Source organism: Grimontia hollisae CIP 101886, assembly GCF_000176515.1.
GTDB lineage: Bacteria > Pseudomonadota > Gammaproteobacteria > Enterobacterales > Vibrionaceae > Enterovibrio > Enterovibrio hollisae.
This window is the reverse complement of the sequence record NZ_ADAQ01000011.1, coordinates 934,048-954,306: the sequence shown is the minus strand read 5'-3', so window position 1 is coordinate 954,306 and position 20,259 is coordinate 934,048. Positions and strand designations below refer to the sequence as shown.

The following is a 20,259-nucleotide window of genomic DNA, read 5'->3' as shown; positions in this document are numbered from 1 at the left end:
TTATAAGCTGTTTACGTCAACAAAGCGACCGGCAACCGCCGCAGCGGCTGCCATGGTTGGACTCACCAGGTGGGTACGCCCTTCACGGCCCTGACGGCCTTCGAAGTTACGGTTACTGGTGGACGCGCAGCGCTCTTTTGGCCCTAAACGGTCGTTGTTCATCGCCAGACACATAGAACAGCCCGGCAGACGCCACTCAAAACCTGCTTCGATAAAGATCTTATCCAGACCTTCTGCCTCTGCTTGCGTTTTAACCTGCTCAGAGCCCGGTACCACCAGCGCCTGAACGCCAGCTGCCACTTTACGCCCTTTCGCGACGGCTGCCGCTGCGCGCATGTCTTCGATACGCGAGTTGGTGCATGAGCCGATAAACACTTTATCGATAGTGATGTCAGTGATCTTCTGGCCCGCTTCAATGCCCATATAACGAAGAGCACGTTCCGCAGAGTGACGCTCGATAGGATCGCTGAAGCTTTCCGGTGCGGGCACTACATCGTTGATGCCCACTACCTGCCCAGGGTTGGTGCCCCAGGTGACTTGGTTGGAAATCTCTGCGGCTTCCAGTGTGACAACGGTATCGAACTGTGCGTCAGCATCTGTTTTCAGGGATGACCAGTATTCCACTGCGGCATCCCAGTCTGCGCCGGTGGGCGAGAACTTGCGGCCTTGCAGGTATTCAAAAGTAGTTTGATCCGGTGCGACCAAGCCTGCTTTCGCACCCAGCTCAATCGCCATGTTACAGACCGTCATACGGCCTTCCATCGACAAATCTTCAATCGCCTGACCACAGAACTCGACCACATGACCGGTTCCGCCCGCGTGGCCGACTTTTCCGATGATGGCGAGCACGATGTCTTTTGCTGTCACGCCGTCAGCGACTTTGCCGTTGACCTCGATTTTCATGGTCTTGGCGCGGCCTTGTTTTAAGGTCTGGGTCGCCAGAACGTGCTCGACTTCGGAGGTACCGATACCAAACGCCAGTGCGCCGAATGCGCCGTGGGTAGCAGTGTGGGAGTCACCACAGACAATGGTGGTGCCTGGCAGGGTGATACCCAGCTCAGGCCCCATGACGTGAACGATGCCCTGATAAGGGTGGTTCAGATCATAAAGGGTGACGCCGAACTCTTCACAGTTCTTGGCCAAGGTTTCCATCTGGATCTTTGCCATCTCACCCGAGGCGTTGATGTCTTTAGTCTGGGTGGACACGTTGTGGTCCATGGTGGCGAAGGTTTTAGACACCTGACGCACTTTGCGGCCGTGTTGACGCAGGCCATCAAATGCCTGTGGAGAGGTGACTTCGTGGACCAGATGACGGTCGATATACAGCAACGGGGTTTCGCCCGGTGCCTCTACGACGATATGGGCGTCGTAGATTTTTTGATAAAGGGTTTTCGCTGACATTGCCATGTCTTCCTTGTAATGAGTTATTGGCTTCCAGTGCGGTTAGGCTTCGCTCACATATGCCGCAATCTTGTCACCCATTTCGGATGTGGTCAGTGGGGTGGCATTGCCTGCCAAATCCGCGGTCAGTTCACCGGCTTCCAGTGCCCGGCTCACCGCAGCTTCAATAGCGCGTGCGGCGTCTTCTTCGCCGAGACTGTAGCGCAGCATCAGGGCGGCTGACAGGATTTGCGCCACGGGGTTCGCAATGTTTTTCCCTGCGATATCCGGCGCTGAACCACCTGCTGGTTCATACAGGCCAAATTTGCTGTCGTTCAGGCTAGCGGAGGGCAGCATGCCCATGGAGCCGGTGATCATCGCGCACTCATCAGAGATGATGTCACCGAAGATGTTCGAACACAGCATCACATCAAACTGCGATGGGTCTTTAATCAGCTGCATGGTCGCGTTGTCGATGTAGATGTGTGACAGCTCAACATCCGGGTAGTCTTTGGCAATCTCTTCGACGACTTCACGCCACAGAATCGAGCTTTGCAGCACGTTCGCTTTGTCTACTGACATCACTTTTTTGCGGCGAAGACGGGCAGATTCAAACGCGATACGGGCAATGCGCTCGATTTCATAGCGGTAGTAGACTTCGGTGTCATACGCTTTCTCTTCTGCGCCCGAGCCTTCGCGGCCTTTTGGCTGACCAAAGTAAATACCGCCGGTCAGCTCGCGTACCACCACGATGTCAAAACCGCGCGCAGAGATGTCTGCGCGAAGGGGTGAGAACGCCTCCAGACCTGCGTGAATTTGTGCCGGACGCAGGTTACAGAACAGCTGGAAGTGCTTACGCAGTGGCAACAGTGCGCCGCGCTCGGGTTGTTCGTTTGGCGGTAAGTGTTCCCACTTAGGGCCACCGACAGAGCCGAACAGCACGGCATCTGCTGCTTCACACCCTTTCAGGGTGGCGTCTGGCAGCGGGGTGCCGTGATTGTCGATAGCAATGCCACCGACGTCGTATTCTGTTTTATCAAAAGTAATGCCAAATCTGGCGCTTACGGCATCAAGAACTTTGTGGGCTTGCTGCATCACTTCCGGGCCAATACCGTCTCCCGGTAGAACGGCAATCTTATAGGTGCCTGCCATGGTTACACTGTCTCCGTTTTTAATGTTGCTTGTTCTTTTATTTGCGCGATGCGGTCAGCGCGGTAGATGCTGTTAATCACGTGCAGCAATGCCTGACCCGAGGCTTCAATAATGTCTGTTGAGACGCCCGTACCGTGGTACTTGCGACCTTTGTAATTGGCGATGATGTCAGCCTGACCCAGGCCATCTTCCCCTTCGCCTTTGGCAGTGAGGTCAAACTTGTCCAGCACAATCTCATAGCCGGTAATGCGGTAAATCACCTGATACAGGGCATCAACTGGCCCGTTACCGATAGCGGCGTCACTGATTTCCTCGTCGCCACATTGCAGGCTGACAGTGGTCGTCGCCATCACGCTGCCACTTTGCACGCTCAGGTACTTCAGCTTGTAATAGTCGTCTTCTTCCTGCAGGTTGTTGAAGAACATCAACGCTTCCAGGTCGTAATCGAACACCTGACCTTTGCGGTCTGCCAGTTTCAGGAAAGATTCGTACAAGGTATCCAGGTTGTAATCGCTGTCGCTGTAGCCCATGGTCTCCATGTGGCTCTTCACTGCCGCGCGGCCTGAACGGCTGGTCAGGTTCAGGGCTTTCTGACCCAGTCCAATCGACTCCGGCGTCATGATTTCATACGTGTTCTTGTTCTTCAGCATGCCATCCTGGTGAATACCGGAACTGTGGCTGAACGCGTTGGCACCGACAATCGCTTTGTTAGACTGAATCGGCATGTTACACAACTGGCTGACCATCTTGCTGGTTCGGCTGATCTCTTTGTGATTGATACCGGTTTCCACGCCCAATAACTCGCCGCGGGTTTTGATGATCATCGCAATCTCTTCCAGCGCACAGTTTCCTGCACGCTCCCCGATGCCGTTGATGGTGCCCTCAATCTGGCGCGCGCCAGCCTGAACGGCGGCAATCGAGTTGGCGACGGACATGCCCAGATCGTCATGACAATGCACCGAAATCACCGCTTTATCGATGTTTGGTACGCGGTTGAACAGGGTTTTGATAATGCCACCGAACTCGCCCGGCACCGTGTAGCCCACGGTATCTGGGATGTTGACGGTGGTTGCGCCGGCCTTGATGGCTTCTTCCACCATGCGGCACAGGTAATCAATTGGGGTGCGGCCTGCGTCTTCACAGGAGAATTCCACATCGTCGGTGTAGCGACGTGCACGTTTCACCGCATTCACTCCCATTTCTACGACCTGATCGTAGCTGCGGCGCAGTTTGTCCTGAACGTGAATGGTGGAGGTGGAAAGGAAAGTGTGGATACGGAAGGCTTCGGCAACGTTGAGGGATTCAGCGGCGACGTCGATATCTTTATCGACCGCGCGGGACAAGGCACAGATCCGGCTGTTTTTGACCGTTTTGGCGATGGTCCGGACCGATTCAAAATCCCCCGGGCTTGAGATCGGGAAGCCTGCTTCAATCACATCCACACCCAGACGCTCAAGCGCCAGTGCAATCTGCAACTTCTCTTTTACAGTCAAACTGGCTGACAGCGCCTGTTCGCCGTCGCGTAATGTGGTGTCAAAGATGATGACTTGGTCTTTCATGGTCGTTCCCTCGTTTGCCTTCTTTTCGCGATTTGTGCGCACCGCAGGCAGGTAATACAAAAAACCCGCGCCTTGGCGCGGGTTTCGTGTGTCTGGTGAAAACTGTTTTTCAATCCATGACCTACCCGCGCGAAGATTTCGCGAGAAGAAGGAGGTCTAGAAGGAAAATGCGTATCATCATTTGTAACAGTTCTCTAAAAATGGTCTGTACAAATGAATACCAAAACGATTACTAAAGCGTCAATATCAAATTAGAAAATAACAAGAAACCGTCATTTATAATGTTAACTGTGGTGTAAAACACTGCTTTTTATGTTCTTGATTGGAGTTATTCACTGATGTGATTGAGTGCAGATCGGTCGGGTAGGTGGGATGCGTCTTAATCACCCAGACAGCCAGAGGGTTCGGTGCTCGCTCAGTAGATTGCCACTATTGCGGGTCGCAAATTGAACTCATGAAAAGGTAATGTTTTGTAAATAGAGAGAAAAGCGCGGAGTTCCTACGTAGTATACTGTTCAGACTATCCACAATGTTTAAGTGGGTATATGCCTTGACCCCAGCAGGCTTGATGCCACGAAAGGAGATCGTCATCCATGACACTGCGACGTAAACTACTTTTCTTTCCCGCATTGGCAGTAGGCATTGCTGTTCTTGTTATTGCCATTAATTCTCGTCCTGATGTGCCGGTAAAACCTGCGCTGTCAAAATCCCGTTCTGTGGATGTGATTATCTTACAACAATCAGGCATTGCGCCTGTGGTGACAGGGTTTGGCCGGGTGAAGCCAAAGCTGACCTGGCAGGCCATTGCGGAAGTGAATGGCAAGGTGATTTACCGCAACCCTGCGCTGGAAAAAGGCAGTGTGCTTCCTGCTGGCACTGAGTTGTTGCGGATTGACCCGACAGATTATCAGCTCGCTGTCGCACAGGCTCAGGCCGAGGTGAGTGTCAGGGAGGCGCGTCTGGCTAAACTGGTGCTGGATGAGACGAGCCTTAATACCACGCTTCGGATAGAAAAGCGCCGGCTCTCTTTGAGCCAGGATGAACTGGCGCGCAAAAAGAACCTGCGCCAGAAGGGGCTGACATCCCAATCTGATCTGGATACTGAGCAACAGGCATTTTTATCCCAGCAAGCCCGGGTACAGGATCTGGAAGCGCAGCTGAAAGTGCTGCCGGATGAAAAGCGCATCACCGAAGCCGAACTGAATGCCAGCCAGCTGGCGCTGGAGCAGGCAAAACGTAATCTTGAGAAAACCCGGATCGTGTTGCCTGTCGACAGCCGCATCGCAGAAGTGAATATTGAACGTGATCAGGTGGTCACGCCGCAGCAAGTGATGGTAGTCGCTCACGGCCTTGGTGCCGTCGAGGTGGATGCGCAGGTCTCTATTCATGATATGCAAACCGTGTTTGATACCCTGAATGGCGACCTTGCCCAAGGCTTTGCGGAGAAGCTGCATGAGCTTGATGCCAGCGTGAGTTTGTCGAGTGGCAGTTTTAAAGGTGAATGGAAAGCCGGTGTGGCACGGCTGAGTGATACTGTCAGCCTCAATCAGGCGACCGTTGGCGTGATCTTGGAGATCGCGCTGGATGAAGAGAAAAAACAAGGGGGTGCTGCGCAGCCAAGTCTGGTCAATGGGATGTTTGTCAAAGCCACCATTGAAGGTAAACCTGTGTCCCACTGGGTGATCCCAGAGCGTGCACTGCGCGGTGACAGCATTTACTTGATTGATGATGGAAAGCTGAAGATTGTTCCGGTCGAGGTTCTGTTCCGGCGCGGAGAGCTGGTGGCCATCAACGGCGATCTAAAGGCAGGGCAACAGTTGGTGCTGAACGATCTCTTGCCTGCTGTGCCGGGCATGGCATTGAAAGCTGTCACGCTTGACGGTAAGGCGGTTGAAGCAGCGGGCGGGGAGGCATCATGATCCGTTTCTTTGCCCGCCACCCGACAGCGGCCAACCTTCTGATGCTGACCCTGATCCTGCTTGGGTTAACGTCGCTCGGTAAACTCAAACGTGAAACCTTCCCTGAATTTGCACCACCTTACATTCTCGCCACTGTGGTATATCCCGGTGCCAGCCCTGAGCAGGTAGAGCAAAATATCTGTCTGTTGATGGAAGATGCGGTAGACGGCCTTTCCAACATCGTTGAAACCCGCTGTGAAGCCGTGGAAGGCTCGGCGGGTTTGGTGGTCAAACTGGATGCAGAGGCCGATATTTCCCGCATGCTGGTGGATATCCAAACCCAGATTAACGCCATCAACAATTTTCCCAGCGACATTGAACCGCCGGTTGTTCGGGAGCTTGACTGGAATGAACCGGTAGTCGATGTGGCGATTGCCGCAGATACTGACTGGGTGGGGCTGAAAGCCTATGCCGAAAGCCTCAAGCAAACATTGAAGCGTGATTATGACGTCCCTTTGGTGAGTGTCGCGGGCTTTTCTGACAAGCAAATTCGTATTGAAGTGCGCGAGAGTGCGCTTCGCCAGCTTGGTCTCAGCATTTCGGATATTGCGTCGCAGATCAGTGCGCAGAATATCAATTTGCCTAGCGGAAATGTCGAGCTGAATGATAAGAGCCTGTTGATCCGGTTTGATGAAAGGCGCATTGCTGCCGACACTCTGGGGCAAATCGTGGTGGCGGCGGAGTCCAATGGCGGGGTGATTCGCCTGCAGGACATTGCCACCCTGACTGAGCGGTTTGAGCTGGATGAACAACAGGTCTGGTTTGATGGTAAACCCTCTGCGCTGCTGAAAATCAGCAAAAACAAAGCCGACGATGCATTAAGGATCAAAGACAAAGTGGTGCAGTTTGTCGACGATGAACAGGCTAGAGCGCCAAATGGCGTCACGCTGAATCTCACCAACGATTTCTCTTCCCTGCTCTGGGACCGCCTGACCATGATGACTCGCAATGCCTGGCAAGGCGTGATTCTGGTGTTTGCGGTGATGTGGCTGTTTTTCTCCTTTCGCTATTCGTTTTGGGTTGCTGCAGGCTTGCCGGTGGCATTTCTTGGCAGTTTCTTTTTGATGGCGCAGCTTGGGTTGTCCATCAACATCATGTCGCTGGTCGCACTGCTGATGGCGATCGGTATTATGATGGATGATGCGATTGTGATTTCTGAATCCATTGCGGCGCATATCGACAGAGGGCAAAAACTTGAAGAAGCGGTGGTCAACGGGGTTAACAAAGTGCTGCCCGGCGTGGTGTCGTCCTATCTCACTACCGTGTGTATTTTTGGCAGTCTGATATTCCTGCAAGGGGAAATGGGGGCGGTACTCAAGGTTGTGCCCATGGTGCTTATCCTGGTGCTGACACTGAGTCTGGTGGAAGCATTCATTATCCTGCCTCACCATTTGCAGCATTCGCTGGCAAAGGCCAAAACAGAAAAACCGGCACTGGCCTTCAAGCAAAAATTCCTTGAGAAATTTGAAGCCTTTCGTGCCGGGAAACTGGCGGAGTGGGTCACCTGTGCGGTGAAATGGCGTTATCCCTTCGTTGGCGGGGTAATGGCTATGCTGCTGATTTCCATTTCCTTGCTGGTATCCGGTTCATTGCGCTTTGTTGGTTTTCCCGAGCTGGATGGCGATATTGCGGAGGCACGGGTGATTTTGCCGCCGGGCTCGTCGTTGGCACAAACCGAAGCCGTGGTCGCAACATTGGTTGCGTCTGCCCATCGCGTCGGAAAGCGGCTTAGTATGGAATATGAAGGTGGACGTCCGCTGGTGGAACACATTACCGAGCAGTTTAATTTTAACGCCGATGCCGATGAGAGTGGTCAACATATTGCGACTGTGCGTCTGGATCTTCTAAGCGCTGAAGCGCGCAACACCCTGATTGAAGACTTTATTGCTGCATGGGAACAGGAGACCGGCGTACTCACTGACCCGGTTTCTATGGTGTTCAAACAACCGGCGATGGGGCCGGGCGGGCGTGATTTTGATATCCGCCTGCAGCACGATAACCTCGATGAATTGAAACAGGCCTCTGTTGCTATCCAGCAGTTTATCAGCCAGTTTGAGGGCGTTTCCGGTGTGCTGGATGACATGCGCCCCGGCAAGGAGGAAGTCAAAGTTACCCTGCGGCCCGGCGCAGAAGCCTTTGGCATCAATGGTCAGATGATTGCGCGCCAGCTTCGCGCTGCGTATTTTGGTCAAACGGCAGATGAAATTCAGGTCGGCCCGGAAAGCATTGAGATTGATGTCAGGCTCGACAGCGACGATGCTGCCAGCCTGCAACGCTTCGCCAATTTCCCGATTGTGTTGCCTGACGGCAGTCAGATCCCTTTGTCTACTGCTGCAGAGCTGAACTACCAGCGCAACTATGTCCGCATCCAGCGTATTGACGGCCTGCGAACCCTGAGTGTGTTTGGGGATGTGGTGCAAAGCCAGGTCAGCATCGGCGATGTGCTGGCACAACTCAAACGCGATGTGATCCCCAGCCTTGAAAGCCAGTATCCGGGGCTGCGCGTGTTGTTTGAGGGGCAAAGCCGCGATTCGGCAGAAACTGGCCGCTCAATGGGCGTCGGTTTTGCGCTTGGGCTTTTCGGTATCTTCGTTATCCTGAGTTATCAGTTTCGCAGCTATCTGGAGCCCTTTGTGGTGCTGATTGCGATTCCGCTGGCACTGATTGGGGTGCTCTGGGGGCACTGGCTGCTCGGGCATCCGCTCAGTATGCCAAGCCTGATGGGGTTTGTGTCCCTCGCCGGGGTAGTCGTGAACGATTCGATTCTTCTGGTGCAATATATCCGCCACCACTTCGATGAAGGGGAAGGGATTTATGATGCGGTGATCAGCGCCAGTCAGGAGCGCTTTCGCGCAGTATTCCTGACATCATTGACCACAGCAGCGGGCTTATTGCCACTGCTGCTTGAGACCAGTTTGCAGGCGCAAGTGGTGAAACCTCTGGTGATTTCCATCGTCTTCGGCATTTTCACCTCAACGTTGTTGGTGTTGTTTATGATCCCGGCGGCCTACGCCATATTGGCAGACTTTGGCAAAGTAAAACGGCACCAACCCCTTCATGGTGATATGCCAGTGTAATCTTTTCCGGCAAATATAAATCGATGTCCCCATTGTTCGAGTCAATGTCTGATTGACAGGTTTTTTAGTCTAATTTTATATTTAACTGTATGATTATAAGGTTATTTTTATTGAATTGTTGGTTTCCTTGTTGCTTCTTCTAGGCATCAATTTACAACAATTTACTGGGGGGATTTATTCAATCGTGTTACTAAGTTGACGCTTTGATAGTCGCACGCGGAATTTCATATTATCGCAAGACATAAGCAAGCTTTGTCTCATGGCTGGAAAGGGTCAACCCGCATCGTATTAATGATGAACTCTCCAGGGTTGATCAGTGACTGTTGCCACAGACGCTTTACATTTACTGTTTCCTTCAGGGTTTAGGTATGACGCAGAAAGAGTCGGTTAACCATTTCGAGAGCCGCACTGATACGACGCTGAGAAGTGTCGATCTCAACCTCATCACGGTCTTTGATGCGGTGATGCAAGAACAGAACATTACTCGTGCCGCACAGAGTCTGGGGATGTCACAACCGGCAGTCAGTAATGCGGTATCACGCCTGAAAGTGATGTTTAATGATGAGTTGTTTGTCCGCAGTGGTCGTGGCATTAAACCGACACAGCGTGCCCGTCAGCTATTTGGCCCAATTCGTCAGGCCATCCAGTTGATCAAAAATGAGCTGCCGACGTCTGTGTTTGTGCCTGAAACCAGTAATCGTACTTTCCGTCTGGCGATTTGCAGCCCCTCAGACATGCGGTTTGTTCCTCAGATCCTCAATACCATTTCCTCCGTTGCGCCTGGTGTCAAAGTTCAGGTAGAAACGGAGTTTGATCGTGATATCGCCCGTAAATTGCGCTACCAGGAAGTGGACTTTGTGATTGATTACCTGCACTTCTGTGAAGCTGGTTTCTGCAGCACAGAGATGTTCAGCGATGAGCTGGTGGTGGTGGCAAGTAAAAACCATCCGCGTCTGGGGGATAACATTACTGCGAAAGCGCTTTCCAGCGAGGCGCATGCCGTCTTGAAACATAATGGTGAGATGCTGGGATATGCTGAAGCTTTATACCGTGATGGCCGTTACCATGAAGCCTATCAGGGGGTTAGCCTGAGCAATATCTTGTATGTGGTCAGCCAGTCACAACTGGTGGCCGTGGCGCCACGTTGGATGGTTGAAAGTGGCAGCAACCATGAAAACCTTAAGATGTTACCCCTGCCACTGGAGAACAACCGGATCAGCGGCTACCTGAGCTGGCATGCATCGGCGGAGAAAGACAAAGGTCACTTATGGATGCGCGACCAACTGCTGACGATTTGTGGTAACTCCTTGGTGTAAATCTGGCGTAAAAATGCTGCGAAAAAGCACTAAAAACCGGCGAAAGCCGGTTTTTGCGTCCAATACTTGCTTTGATACATCTTGTTACAACTTTTTTCTGCTTTGAGAGAACAGCTGTACTCTGAAATGAACACTGTTCGTCAAATGTATTGCTCAGGTTTTGAGCGTCCTGCATGTGCTTTTTCTTGTAATTGATGGGGGAGTCATTACACTGCTGACTGAGTTTTAGCTTACAGCTGTAAGCCAATTGTTTTCCCTGCGACCCGCATTGTATTTACCGGGTCATGCTGTGCTGAGAGAGTGTGAAATGGCGCTGGAACTTCATATCGTTAACCGTATCCGTGAGCAGGTTAATGCTCAGGGCGACAAGATTGCGCTGCGATTCCAACAAGGAGCCGGTTGGGGCGAGCTATCTTGGCGTGAATTCGGTAAATGCATTGATGCGGCTTCACGAGCGATGCTGGTTTCCGGCCTCGCTGTGCAGGATAAAATCGGTATTTTTGCCAATAACTGTGCAGAGTGGAGCATTGCCGATATTGCTGCGCTTCAGGTGCGTTGTGTACCCGTGCCCATTTACCCTACCAACACCGCTGAACAAGCCGCCTATATTCTGCGTGATGCCGGGGTGCGCATCCTGTTTGTGGGCGACCAGTCTCAGGTAGATGCGGCGATGTCTATTGCAGATAGCTGCCCTTCACTGGAAAAGATTGTCAGCTTTGACGACAACGTCGATTTCGCTGGCCATGCCATGGGTATGGGATGGCGTTGCTTCCTGCAAACCGCCAATGACAATGTGGATCCGGAGTTCAATAAACGCCTTGCCGATGCGGCGATGGACGATTTGATGACGCTGATTTACACCTCAGGCACCACGGGCGAGCCGAAAGGTGTGATGCTGGATTACGCCAACATTGCTGCGCAGATTGAAAGCCACGATCAAGTACTTGGGATCAGTGAGAATGAAGTCTCACTCGCCTTCCTGCCGCTGTCACATGTGTTTGAACGCTGCTGGACTTTCTATGTGCTACATCACGGCGCAACCAACTGCTACCTGTCCAATACTTATGCCATCCGCGAAGCATTGCAGGACGTGAAGCCAACTGTGATGTGTGCGGTGCCGCGCTTCTATGAAAAAATCTACAGTGCGGTTCACGAAAAAGTGGCGACAGCTAACCCGGTGAAAAAAGGCATGTTCCGTGCGGCAGTGTCTATCGGCAACCTGATGGCAGAAATTACCCGCAAAGGCAAAAAACCAGCACCTTGGCTCAAGAGTGCGCACCGCATGGCGGATAAGCTGGTGCTGAGCAAATTGCGTGAACTGCTGGGTGGCAATATCACCATGATGCCCTGTGGTGGCGCAAAACTGGAGCCCGCCATCGGCCGTTTTTTCCATGCCATTGGCGTGAATGTGAAGTTGGGTTACGGCATGACTGAGACCACGGCAACCGTTTCATGTTGGGACAGCGGCAGTTTTGATCCAGACTCGATTGGCATGCCAATGCCCAATGCTGAGGTAAAAATCGGCGAAAATAATGAAATTCTGGTGCGTGGCCCGATGGTGATGCGCGGTTACTACAACAAGCCAAAAGAGACCGCAGACACCTTTACCAAAGATGGCTTCCTTAAAACCGGCGATGCAGGCCATATTGATGCCAAGGGTAACCTATTTATTACCGACCGCATCAAAGAGCTGATGAAAACCTCTGGCGGCAAGTATATCGCGCCACAAATGATTGAAGGCAAGCTGGGCAAAGATCACTTCATTGAACAAATTGCGGTAGTGGCAGATGCGCGTCATTTTGTGTCAGCGCTTATTGTACCGTGTTTTGAAACGCTGGAGAGCTGGGCGAAAGAGCTCAACATTAAATATCATGATCGTATGGAGCTGATTAAACACAGTGAAGTGGTCGAATTGTTTGAAAAACGCCTCGCAGAGCTGCAAAAAGAGTTGGCGAAGTTTGAGCAGGTGAAAAAATTCACGCTATTGCCTTCTGAGTTTTCCATGTCGAAAGGCGAGTTAACCCCCACGCTGAAGCTTCGTCGCAAAGTGATTCTGGAGCGATATAAAAAGCAAATTGAAGCCATGTACAAAAAGCACTGAGCTTGCCAATTCTCCTCAAAGCCCGGTTCTAATGCCGGGCTGTTTTTTTGCTTCTTTTCGCCTCTTTTTCTTTTCCTCGCACGTTATTGCCCGACAGGCAAAAGTGTCTTTAACGTGCAACTCCCCGAAAAATATTTCCCTAATGGCCAAAACAGACTTTTTTTCGTGTGCATATACAACGGATGTCCAAACAGTAAATGTTGTTAACGCATGACTTTTCAGCAGTGAATGCTGATGGAGTGGGTTTGTGTAGAGTCTTTAATGATGAATGATTGTTCAATCAGAGTATTAATGGGAATAAAGGTTATGTAATAGACAGATTTGCTAACAAAGCGTTAAAGTTGTTGGTGTTCATACAGCAGACAGGTGACTGGGATCAGGCACTGTTAAACGCAGCATGGACAAACGCTTTTTTATTCCCTGTTACGACCGGGGATAAAAGCATAGCTGGCATGGATTGGCGGCAAGCAGGCAGTAAGTAATGTCGGCATCCATCTCTAGGCTACAAATAAGTCCTAAACTATGCAGACATGGAGGCATATAGTGGAAATGTTGTCAGGAGCCGACATGGTCGTTCGTTCAATGATCGATCAGGGCGTTAAACATATATTTGGGTATCCGGGCGGATCGGTGCTGGATATCTATGATGCATTGCATGAGAAAAGTGATATCGAGCATGTGCTCGTCCGTCACGAGCAGGCAGCGGTTCATATGGCGGATGGTTATGCCCGTGCCACCGGCGAGGTGGGGGTTGTGTTGGTCACTTCAGGCCCAGGTGCAACCAATGCGATTACCGGTATCGCGACCGCGTATTACGACTCAGTTCCCTTGGTGGTGCTTTCCGGCCAGGTAATGAGTAACCTGATTGGTAACGATGCTTTCCAGGAATGTGACATGGTGGGTGTCTCCCGCCCGATCGTAAAACACAGTTTTTTGGTGAAAAACACCGAAGACATTCCCAAAGTCATCAAAAAAGCCTTTTATCTGGCATCAACCGGCCGCCCTGGCCCTGTAGTTGTTGATCTGCCGAAAGATATGCTGAACCCTGCAAACACATACCCTTACGAGTACCCGGAAAGCATATCCATGCGTTCTTATAACCCGACAACGTCGGGGCATAAAGGACAAATCAAGCGTGGCCTGAAAGCGCTGCTGGAAGCGAAAAAGCCAGTTCTGTACGTCGGGGGCGGTGCGATTATCTCGGAATGTGGTGAGCAGATTAAAACGCTGGCAGACACTCTAAATATTCCGGTTATCAGTACCTTGATGGGCCTTGGTGCGTATCCGGGCACAGGTGACAAGTCTCTCGGTATGCTGGGCATGCACGGTACGTATGAAGCCAACATGGCAATGCACAATGCCGATCTTATCTTTGGTATCGGTGTGCGTTTTGATGACCGTACCACCAACAACCTCGAAAAATACTGCCCAAATGCCAAGGTCATGCACATTGACATTGACCCATCAAGCATTTCAAAAACTGTCGCGGCAGATATCCCGATTGTAGGGTCGGCAGATGTGGTGTTAAACACTATGCTGAAGCTTCTGACCGAGCAGGGTGGCTCGAATGATGCGGCAGCGCTTGATGCCTGGTGGAGCAACATCAATGTCTGGCGTGAGCGCAAGTGCCTGGCGTATGAAACCAATAATGAGCGCATTAAACCGCAACAAGCGATTGAAGCCGTCTACAAGCTCACCAATGGTGATGCCTATGTGGCGTCAGATGTTGGCCAGCACCAGATGTTTGCGGCGCTTTACTACCCGTTTGACAAGCCACGTCGCTGGATCAACTCTGGCGGTCTCGGCACCATGGGATTCGGCCTGCCGGCTGCCATGGGGGTAAAGTTTGCGCTCCCTGACGCTGAGGTGATTTGTGTCACCGGTGACGGCAGTATCCAGATGAATATCCAGGAACTGTCAACCGCGCTGCAATATGACATTCCCGTCAAAATTATCAACCTCAACAACCGCTTCCTCGGTATGGTGAAACAGTGGCAGGACATGATTTATCAAGGTCGCCACTCTCACTCTTACATGGACTCGGTGCCTGATTTCGCGGCAATTGCTGAAGCGTATGGCCATGTTGGTATCCGCATCAGCAATCCGGCAGATCTGGAAAGCGAGCTAGCGCGAGGTCTGGCGATGAAAGATAAGCTGGTCTTCATCGATATCAGCGTCGATGAAACCGAGCACGTATACCCGATGCAGGTGCGTGGCGGAGCGATGAATGAAATGTGGTTGAGCAAGACGGAGAGAACATAATGCGCAGTATTGTATCGATTTTGATGGAAAACGAACCTGGCGCATTGTCCCGTGTTGTCGGCCTGTTTTCCCAGCGTGGTTATAACATTGAATCCCTGACGGTATCACCGACAGACGATCCGACTCTGTCCCGCCTTAATATCACCACGACAGTAGTAAAAGAGTCAGAGCGTGAGCAAATCGAAAAGCAGTTGCATAAGCTTATCGACGTGCTGAAAGTCAGCAATGTGACCGAATCTGATTATATCGAGCGTGAACTGGCGATGGTGAAGGTGAAAGCGAGTGGTTTTGCTCGTGCTGAAGTCAAACGCACTGCAGACATTTTCCGGGGCCAGATTGTGGATGTCACCAACGCGCTGTATACGGTGCAACTGGCCGGAACCAGCGAAAAGATTGATGCCTTTATCTCAGCAATGAAAGATGTCACTGACATCATTGAAGTCGCACGCAGTGGTATCGTGGGCATCGCACGTGGTGAGCGCGCGCTGCGTCAGTAATCGATAACCCGTCACGGAAAAGCCGATGGTAGGAGCCATCGGTTTTTTTTGGTATTACAAATGCTCTCAACTTGCGACTTTTTGCTCAAAATGTATACTGCTATCTTCATCAAAAGTAAAAATAACTAAAAAGAGAAACGTCACGTGTTCCAAACCATCAATAAGTATTTGGTGAGGGTGACTACCTTGTCACTGGCTGTCCTGACAATCAAGGTTGGCTGGATTTATCTGGTGCCAATGGCCATTTTGGTCAATACTCACCGCAATGAACTGTTGCCATCCTGGTTCAGAAAGTAATCCCCAAGAAACAAAAAAAGGAGCCAATTCCCATTGGCTCCTTTTTCATGTTCAGTATGGTTAGATTACAGAACGTGTACAGAGGCAGTATTGGTGGTGCCGGAAGCAACCAGTGCACCTGATACCATCACCACAATGTCACCTTTCGCAGCCAGACCTGACTCCAGTGCAATTTCTTTACCGCGACGGTAGAACTCATCAGTGTTTTCAAATTGATCAACAACCACAGATGTTACACCTTTGCTCAGGCAAAGTTGTGCGGCAGTTTTCTCGTTGATGGTCATCGCGAGGATGTTTGCTGTTGGGAAGTACTTACGCACAGAACGTGCAGACTTACCGGCTTCCGTCGCAACCACGATCAGTGGTGCGCCCAGTTTCTCAGCCGTGTCAACGGCACCTTTACACACCGCTTCAGTGATGCGCAGGCGAGGGCTGTCCAGACGTGAACCCAGTTCTGCTTTCAGTACAGCGTCAGTGCGCTTCGCAATTTGTGCCATGATGGTAACCGCTTCAACAGGGTATTTACCTTTCGCGGTTTCACCAGACAGCATAACAGCATCAGTACCGTCCATGATTGCGTTTGCCACGTCACCGGCTTCTGCGCGGGTTGGACGTGGGTTTTTGATCATTGAGTCCAGCATTTGGGTCGCGGTGATAACCACTTTACGTGCGCGGTTACATTTTTCGATCATCATCTTCTGTGCGAAGATCACTTCTTCTGCCGGGATTTCGACACCCAGGTCGCCACGTGCAACCATGATGCCGTCAGACAGCTCCAGGATTTCGTCAAAGTTATCAACGCCTTCCTGGTTTTCGATTTTTGAGATGATTTGGATTCGCTCACCGCCGTTTGCGTCCAGCAGTTCACGGATTTCTTTCACATCAGACGCTTTACGGATGAAAGACGCCGCGATGAAGTCAACGCCTTGTTCACAACCGAAGATCAGGTCGCCTTTGTCTTTCTCAGACAGTGCAGGCAGATTAACTGAAACGCCTGGCAGGTTAACACCTTTGTTTTCGCCCAGATCACCGTTGTTCAGTACTTTACAGATAACTTCTGTTTCTGTAGTTTCCAGCACTTCCATTTCGATCAGACCGTCGTCGACCAGAATGGTGTTACCCACAGACAGGTCATTGGCGAAGCCTGGGTAAGTGACTGCAACGCGCTCTGCGTTACCGATGACTGATGCATCAGTCGTGAAGGTGAAAGTCTGACCTGCAACCAGAGAAACATCGTTGCCGCCTTCCAGTTTGGTGGTGCGGATCTCAGGACCTTTGGTGTCCAGCAGGATAGCCAGTTGCTTTCCTGTGTTTTCCATTACCTTACGCAGGTTAGCAATGCGTGTGCCGTGCTCAGCGAAGTCGCCGTGTGAGAAGTTCAAGCGCATGACGTTCATGCCTGCTTCTGCCAGCTTGGTCAGCATCTCTACCGATTCGGTTTTTGGTCCAATCGTACAAACGATTTTGGTCTTTTTCATGTAAGGTTTTCTCCGGTCGAACGTTTACCCAAGGGATAAATGTCGCTGTAACCACAGGCACAGGTTATTGAAGTTCGTAATAAAACAACAACCCTGACAGTGATGAGCGGCAACATTGCCTTATTGCTCTTACAGCGTTAATACAGGTTCATGCCACATAATTGTGTTGTCCAAACGGTGAGGCGCTTGGACAACACAACTCATCGATGAAAGCGGGCACAAGTATACATGCTTTATATGGCGGAAATTTGATCGCAGGCAATGGAAAAAGGGTTATTCCCACCTTCATTCTACATTCCACTTAAGTGATAAAACGCATACCCGCTTCAAAACTGTAAATTTACCACAATAATCTAGGTAGATCACTAATCGGTAACGATTAGGTAAAGAGCGATGAACATTCGTAAACGAAGAGAAAGAAGCATTGTGGGTGCCCACCTACATAGGCATCGTGTCTGGATGCGTGTGAAATAAAGTGACAGTATTTTTTCGTTTTTCAATGAAATTGCGAATTTTTTTCACAGTTTCAGAGATCAAGCTCTCGCTCTGGTGAATCAACTGTTAAACACAGTGTGGTCTGTTGATTGAATTTTGCGACAATGTTTGCACTAATTGATGTGTAAAGAGGCTTGCTTTTGATATATACGCTTCGGTTATGCCGATTCGTTTGTAGCGTTGTGGTATTCATGCTGGGAATGTCCCAGTCGTTAGCGTTATCTGAAACAGATAAAGAAACCATTATCGTGACGAATTCCCATAGCTGGAAGCCGTTTGCTTTTTCTGAAAATGGTATCGCTACGGGATTGCTGGTTGATTACTGGAGGTTGTTTTCAGAGATCAACAATACGCCGGTCGAGTTTGCGCTGAGCGATTGGAATGACTCAATCGAAGCTATGAAAACAGGGGGGCGTAAGGTTCATGGTGGCTTGCTTTATTCTGAATCCCTGGTAGACACCTTAGATTACGTTTTACCACTGTTCGAGATTTCTACCACCCTGTATGTACGGAACCGCGACGAAGAATTGCGAACTCAGGGTTTTTTGCCGGGAATGGTGATTGGCGTGGTGAAAGGCAGTTACGAAGAGGAATACGTCCAAACGCGTTATCCGTTGGTGGCAACCCTGGGGTTTGATAACAATGCGGCGCTGATCCAGGCGGCACACAATGGCAAAGTAAACCGCATGCTGCTCAATACTCAAGTTGCGACGTACTATTTGCATCAGCAGGAAAACCCAAACCGTTTTGTACCGATTGAACGCATTTATCAAAAGATGCTGTACACTGCGATCCCCAAAGGCAATGAACTGCTGTTTAAGGAAGTCGAAAGCGGTATTAAGAATATTCCACCACAGGAAATTGCCCGTATTAAACAAAAGTGGCTTAACACCAGCAAAACTACCCAGATCCCACACTGGTTTTGGCCGATCACTGCTTCACTCGTGTTTCTGGTGGCTGTCAGCTATATCATCTTGCTAAAAAAAGCCGTGACCAGAAAGACCCGTGCCCTGAAAGCCTTGAATGTCAAACTTGAGGATTATGCCTATACTGATTCCCTGACTGGGCTGATGAACCGGCGTGGACTCGACAGAATGTACAGCAGCAAGCGGGTCAGCAATATGCGAAAGCGTGGGAAACTTGGCGTATTGATGCTCGATGTTGACCACTTCAAACAAATTAATGACAAATACGGTCACCTGAAAGGGGATGAAGTGCTGAATAACCTGGGGGGAGTGTTAACCGATTACGTGCGTGAGGCTGTGGCGGTTGCAAGACTGGGGGGAGAAGAATTTTGCCTGCTGCTACCCGCTGAAGATGTACGGGATTTGGAAGTGAATGCGGATTATGTCTGCAGTTGTTTGGTCCCCCAGGCGTCACAAACACAATTGGATCTTCATGTCACGGCCTCTATCGGTGCCTTGCTGGTAGATAGGGAAAGCCCGGAGACATCATTAGAAGCTTTACTGCATCATGCTGACCGCTTGATGTATCAAGCGAAAGAAGCTGGCAGAAACCGGGTTGTGGTCAGCCAGCTTTCTCACCAACGTTTTCACCGTTATGCAGGAAATATCACCGCTTAACTGGCGTTGATTTTCTGTGTTTTCTCTATTGATGCTTCATAATTGATCAGATTGTTACGGCCACTCCTCTTGGCAATATACAGCGCTTCGTCTGCACGTAAGCTGGCGGAAAGAAAGTCGTCCGTGGCTGCAATGACCGTCATCCCGATGGAAATGGTACAGCTAAGAGTCAGAGGCTGAGAGTTGGGATGGCTGACCCGGAATTCACAGTGTTCTAAGGATTTGCGCAGTTGCTCTAAACGGGCATAGGCTTCGCCATGATTGTCTGCCCAGATTAATAGCGCAAATTCTTCTCCTCCAAGCCGAAATGCGTACTCATCCGGTGTGGTGAAACCTTCAATTTCCCTTGCAACGCGGCGTAACACAATGTCCCCTACCGGGTGACCAAATGTGTCGTTGATGTGCTTGAAGTGATCGATATCTGCAATCGCCAGGTATTGGCACCGTTGGTGGGCGGCATGACGTTCACTGAACAGGTCAAGCAGGTAGCGGCGGTTGTAGAGATTAGTCAGGTCGTCGCGATGTGCCATATCCCGCAATGTACGTTCACGACGGACTTGGTCTGTTACCACACTGACAAAGGTACACATCGCTTTCTCGCCGTACCAATCGATGACTTTGTCGGTAATTTCCGCAATCATAGGATTCCCTTTCAAATCCATGTGATTGATCACTTCAGGCGGTGTCGGGATCCCGGTTTCTATCGCGTGGTTGTAACGACGCTGTGCTTCTGGCCAGTGCTCTTTCTCAAACAACACACGAATAGAGGGCAAGCTGAGCACGTCTTCGGCACTCTCCATACCGCTGAACTTAGCGAATGCGTTGTTGGCATACTTCGGCACAAAATTGATATGAATGACACAAGGGTTAGGATGTATGTCGAGTATGTCTTTAAAATTTGGCATTGACATGGAAGAAGGCTAGTCAAATAATTGTGAAAGTTATCACTTGTTCGCATGAAAACTGCGATGTATTTCAAGGTTCAGGGACTGTATTTTCAAATCACTCATTTATGAGTCATGCGTATTAATATTACGTCAATATTCGGGTGGAAACAGGTATTAAAACTCAAAAATAAGACAGAATCTTTATCCGGTTATTATC

At 50.5% G+C, this 20,259-nt stretch carries 13 protein-coding genes; 8 read left to right on the top strand and 5 right to left on the bottom strand.

The window, feature by feature from the left end; translation table 11 throughout:
* Genes leuC through leuA form a run of 3 tightly spaced genes read right to left on the bottom strand, consistent with a single transcriptional unit; the run spans nt 1 to nt 4,091 of the window.
* Entirely contained in the window at nt 1-1,401 is a 1,401-nt protein-coding gene (leuC, locus tag VHA_RS10520; protein ID WP_005504051.1) for a 3-isopropylmalate dehydratase large subunit, read from the bottom strand.
* A gap of 42 nt (nt 1,402-1,443) precedes the next feature.
* Nucleotides 1,444-2,532 (bottom strand): 3-isopropylmalate dehydrogenase, encoded by a 1,089-nt coding sequence (leuB, locus tag VHA_RS10515; protein ID WP_005504049.1) that lies wholly within the window; start codon nt 2,530-2,532, stop codon nt 1,444-1,446.
* Nucleotides 2,533-2,534: 2 nt separating this feature from the next.
* Nucleotides 2,535-4,091, bottom strand: coding sequence for a 2-isopropylmalate synthase (leuA, locus tag VHA_RS10510; RefSeq protein WP_005504048.1), 1,557 nt, complete (start codon nt 4,089-4,091; stop codon nt 2,535-2,537).
* A gap of 593 nt (nt 4,092-4,684) precedes the next feature.
* Here leuA and VHA_RS10505 point away from each other — a divergent pair.
* The 7 genes from VHA_RS10505 (at nt 4,685) to VHA_RS19030 (ending at nt 15,599) form a co-directional block, all read left to right on the top strand.
* On the top strand, nt 4,685-6,010 hold the full coding sequence (locus VHA_RS10505; protein WP_005504047.1) for an efflux RND transporter periplasmic adaptor subunit: 1,326 nt from the start codon (nt 4,685-4,687) through the stop codon (nt 6,008-6,010).
* Complete coding sequence (locus VHA_RS10500) at nt 6,007-9,126, top strand: efflux RND transporter permease subunit (protein ID WP_005504045.1); 3,120 nt, start codon at nt 6,007-6,009, stop codon at nt 9,124-9,126. The genes VHA_RS10505 and VHA_RS10500 overlap by 4 nt, the downstream gene beginning before the upstream one ends.
* Before the next feature lie 368 nt (nt 9,127-9,494).
* Nucleotides 9,495-10,442, top strand: coding sequence for a transcriptional regulator LeuO (leuO, locus tag VHA_RS10495; protein WP_005504043.1), 948 nt, complete (start codon nt 9,495-9,497; stop codon nt 10,440-10,442).
* 307 nt (nt 10,443-10,749) lie between these two features.
* Nucleotides 10,750-12,543 carry an AMP-dependent synthetase/ligase gene (locus tag VHA_RS10490; protein WP_005504042.1) on the top strand — a complete coding sequence of 598 codons (1,794 nt, stop codon included), beginning with the start codon at nt 10,750-10,752 and terminating at the stop codon, nt 12,541-12,543.
* Nucleotides 12,544-13,086: 543 nt separating this feature from the next.
* Nucleotides 13,087-14,805, top strand: a complete 1,719-nt coding sequence (locus tag VHA_RS10480) for an acetolactate synthase 3 large subunit (RefSeq protein ID WP_040528637.1) — start codon at nt 13,087-13,089, stop codon at nt 14,803-14,805.
* Nucleotides 14,805-15,302, top strand: a complete 498-nt coding sequence (gene ilvN / locus VHA_RS10475) for an acetolactate synthase small subunit (RefSeq protein ID WP_005504039.1) — start codon at nt 14,805-14,807, stop codon at nt 15,300-15,302. Before VHA_RS10480 ends, ilvN begins: the two co-directional genes overlap by 1 nt.
* Before the next feature lie 144 nt (nt 15,303-15,446).
* Nucleotides 15,447-15,599, top strand: coding sequence for a hypothetical protein (locus VHA_RS19030; RefSeq protein ID WP_005504038.1), 153 nt, complete (start codon nt 15,447-15,449; stop codon nt 15,597-15,599).
* A 65-nt stretch (nt 15,600-15,664) separates the two neighbouring features.
* On the opposite strand, the gene pykF is transcribed toward VHA_RS19030, so the two are convergent.
* Nucleotides 15,665-17,077 (bottom strand): pyruvate kinase PykF, encoded by a 1,413-nt coding sequence (gene pykF, locus VHA_RS10470; protein ID WP_005504037.1) that lies wholly within the window; start codon nt 17,075-17,077, stop codon nt 15,665-15,667.
* 686 nt (nt 17,078-17,763) lie between these two features.
* On the opposite strand from pykF, the gene VHA_RS10465 reads away from it, so the two are divergent.
* Entirely contained in the window at nt 17,764-19,155 is a 1,392-nt protein-coding gene (locus VHA_RS10465) for a transporter substrate-binding domain-containing diguanylate cyclase (RefSeq protein WP_005504036.1), read from the top strand.
* Here the strand turns inward: VHA_RS10465 and VHA_RS10460 are convergent.
* The gene (locus VHA_RS10460) at nt 19,152-20,060 is read right to left on the bottom strand and encodes a GGDEF domain-containing protein (RefSeq protein WP_050778549.1); all 909 of its coding nucleotides are present in this window, start codon (nt 20,058-20,060) and stop codon (nt 19,152-19,154) included. The genes VHA_RS10465 and VHA_RS10460 overlap by 4 nt on opposite strands.
* Nucleotides 20,061-20,259 lie beyond the last annotated feature (199 nt).

Coding starts and splice junctions, on each gene's coding strand:
- VHA_RS10505 (WP_005504047.1), top strand. CDS start 4,685: ATGACACTGCGACGTAAACTACTTTTCTTTCCCGCATTGGCAGTAGGC.
- VHA_RS10460 (WP_050778549.1), bottom strand. CDS start 20,060: ATGCCAAATTTTAAAGACATACTCGACATACATCCTAACCCTTGTGTC.
- VHA_RS10490 (WP_005504042.1), top strand. CDS start 10,750: ATGGCGCTGGAACTTCATATCGTTAACCGTATCCGTGAGCAGGTTAAT.
- leuO (WP_005504043.1), top strand. CDS start 9,495: ATGACGCAGAAAGAGTCGGTTAACCATTTCGAGAGCCGCACTGATACG.
- leuA (WP_005504048.1), bottom strand. CDS start 4,091: ATGAAAGACCAAGTCATCATCTTTGACACCACATTACGCGACGGCGAA.
- leuC (WP_005504051.1), bottom strand. CDS start 1,401: ATGTCAGCGAAAACCCTTTATCAAAAAATCTACGACGCCCATATCGTC.
- VHA_RS10500 (WP_005504045.1), top strand. CDS start 6,007: ATGATCCGTTTCTTTGCCCGCCACCCGACAGCGGCCAACCTTCTGATG.
- pykF (WP_005504037.1), bottom strand. CDS start 17,077: ATGAAAAAGACCAAAATCGTTTGTACGATTGGACCAAAAACCGAATCG.
- leuB (WP_005504049.1), bottom strand. CDS start 2,532: ATGGCAGGCACCTATAAGATTGCCGTTCTACCGGGAGACGGTATTGGC.
- VHA_RS10465 (WP_005504036.1), top strand. CDS start 17,764: ATGCTGGGAATGTCCCAGTCGTTAGCGTTATCTGAAACAGATAAAGAA.
- ilvN (WP_005504039.1), top strand. CDS start 14,805: ATGCGCAGTATTGTATCGATTTTGATGGAAAACGAACCTGGCGCATTG.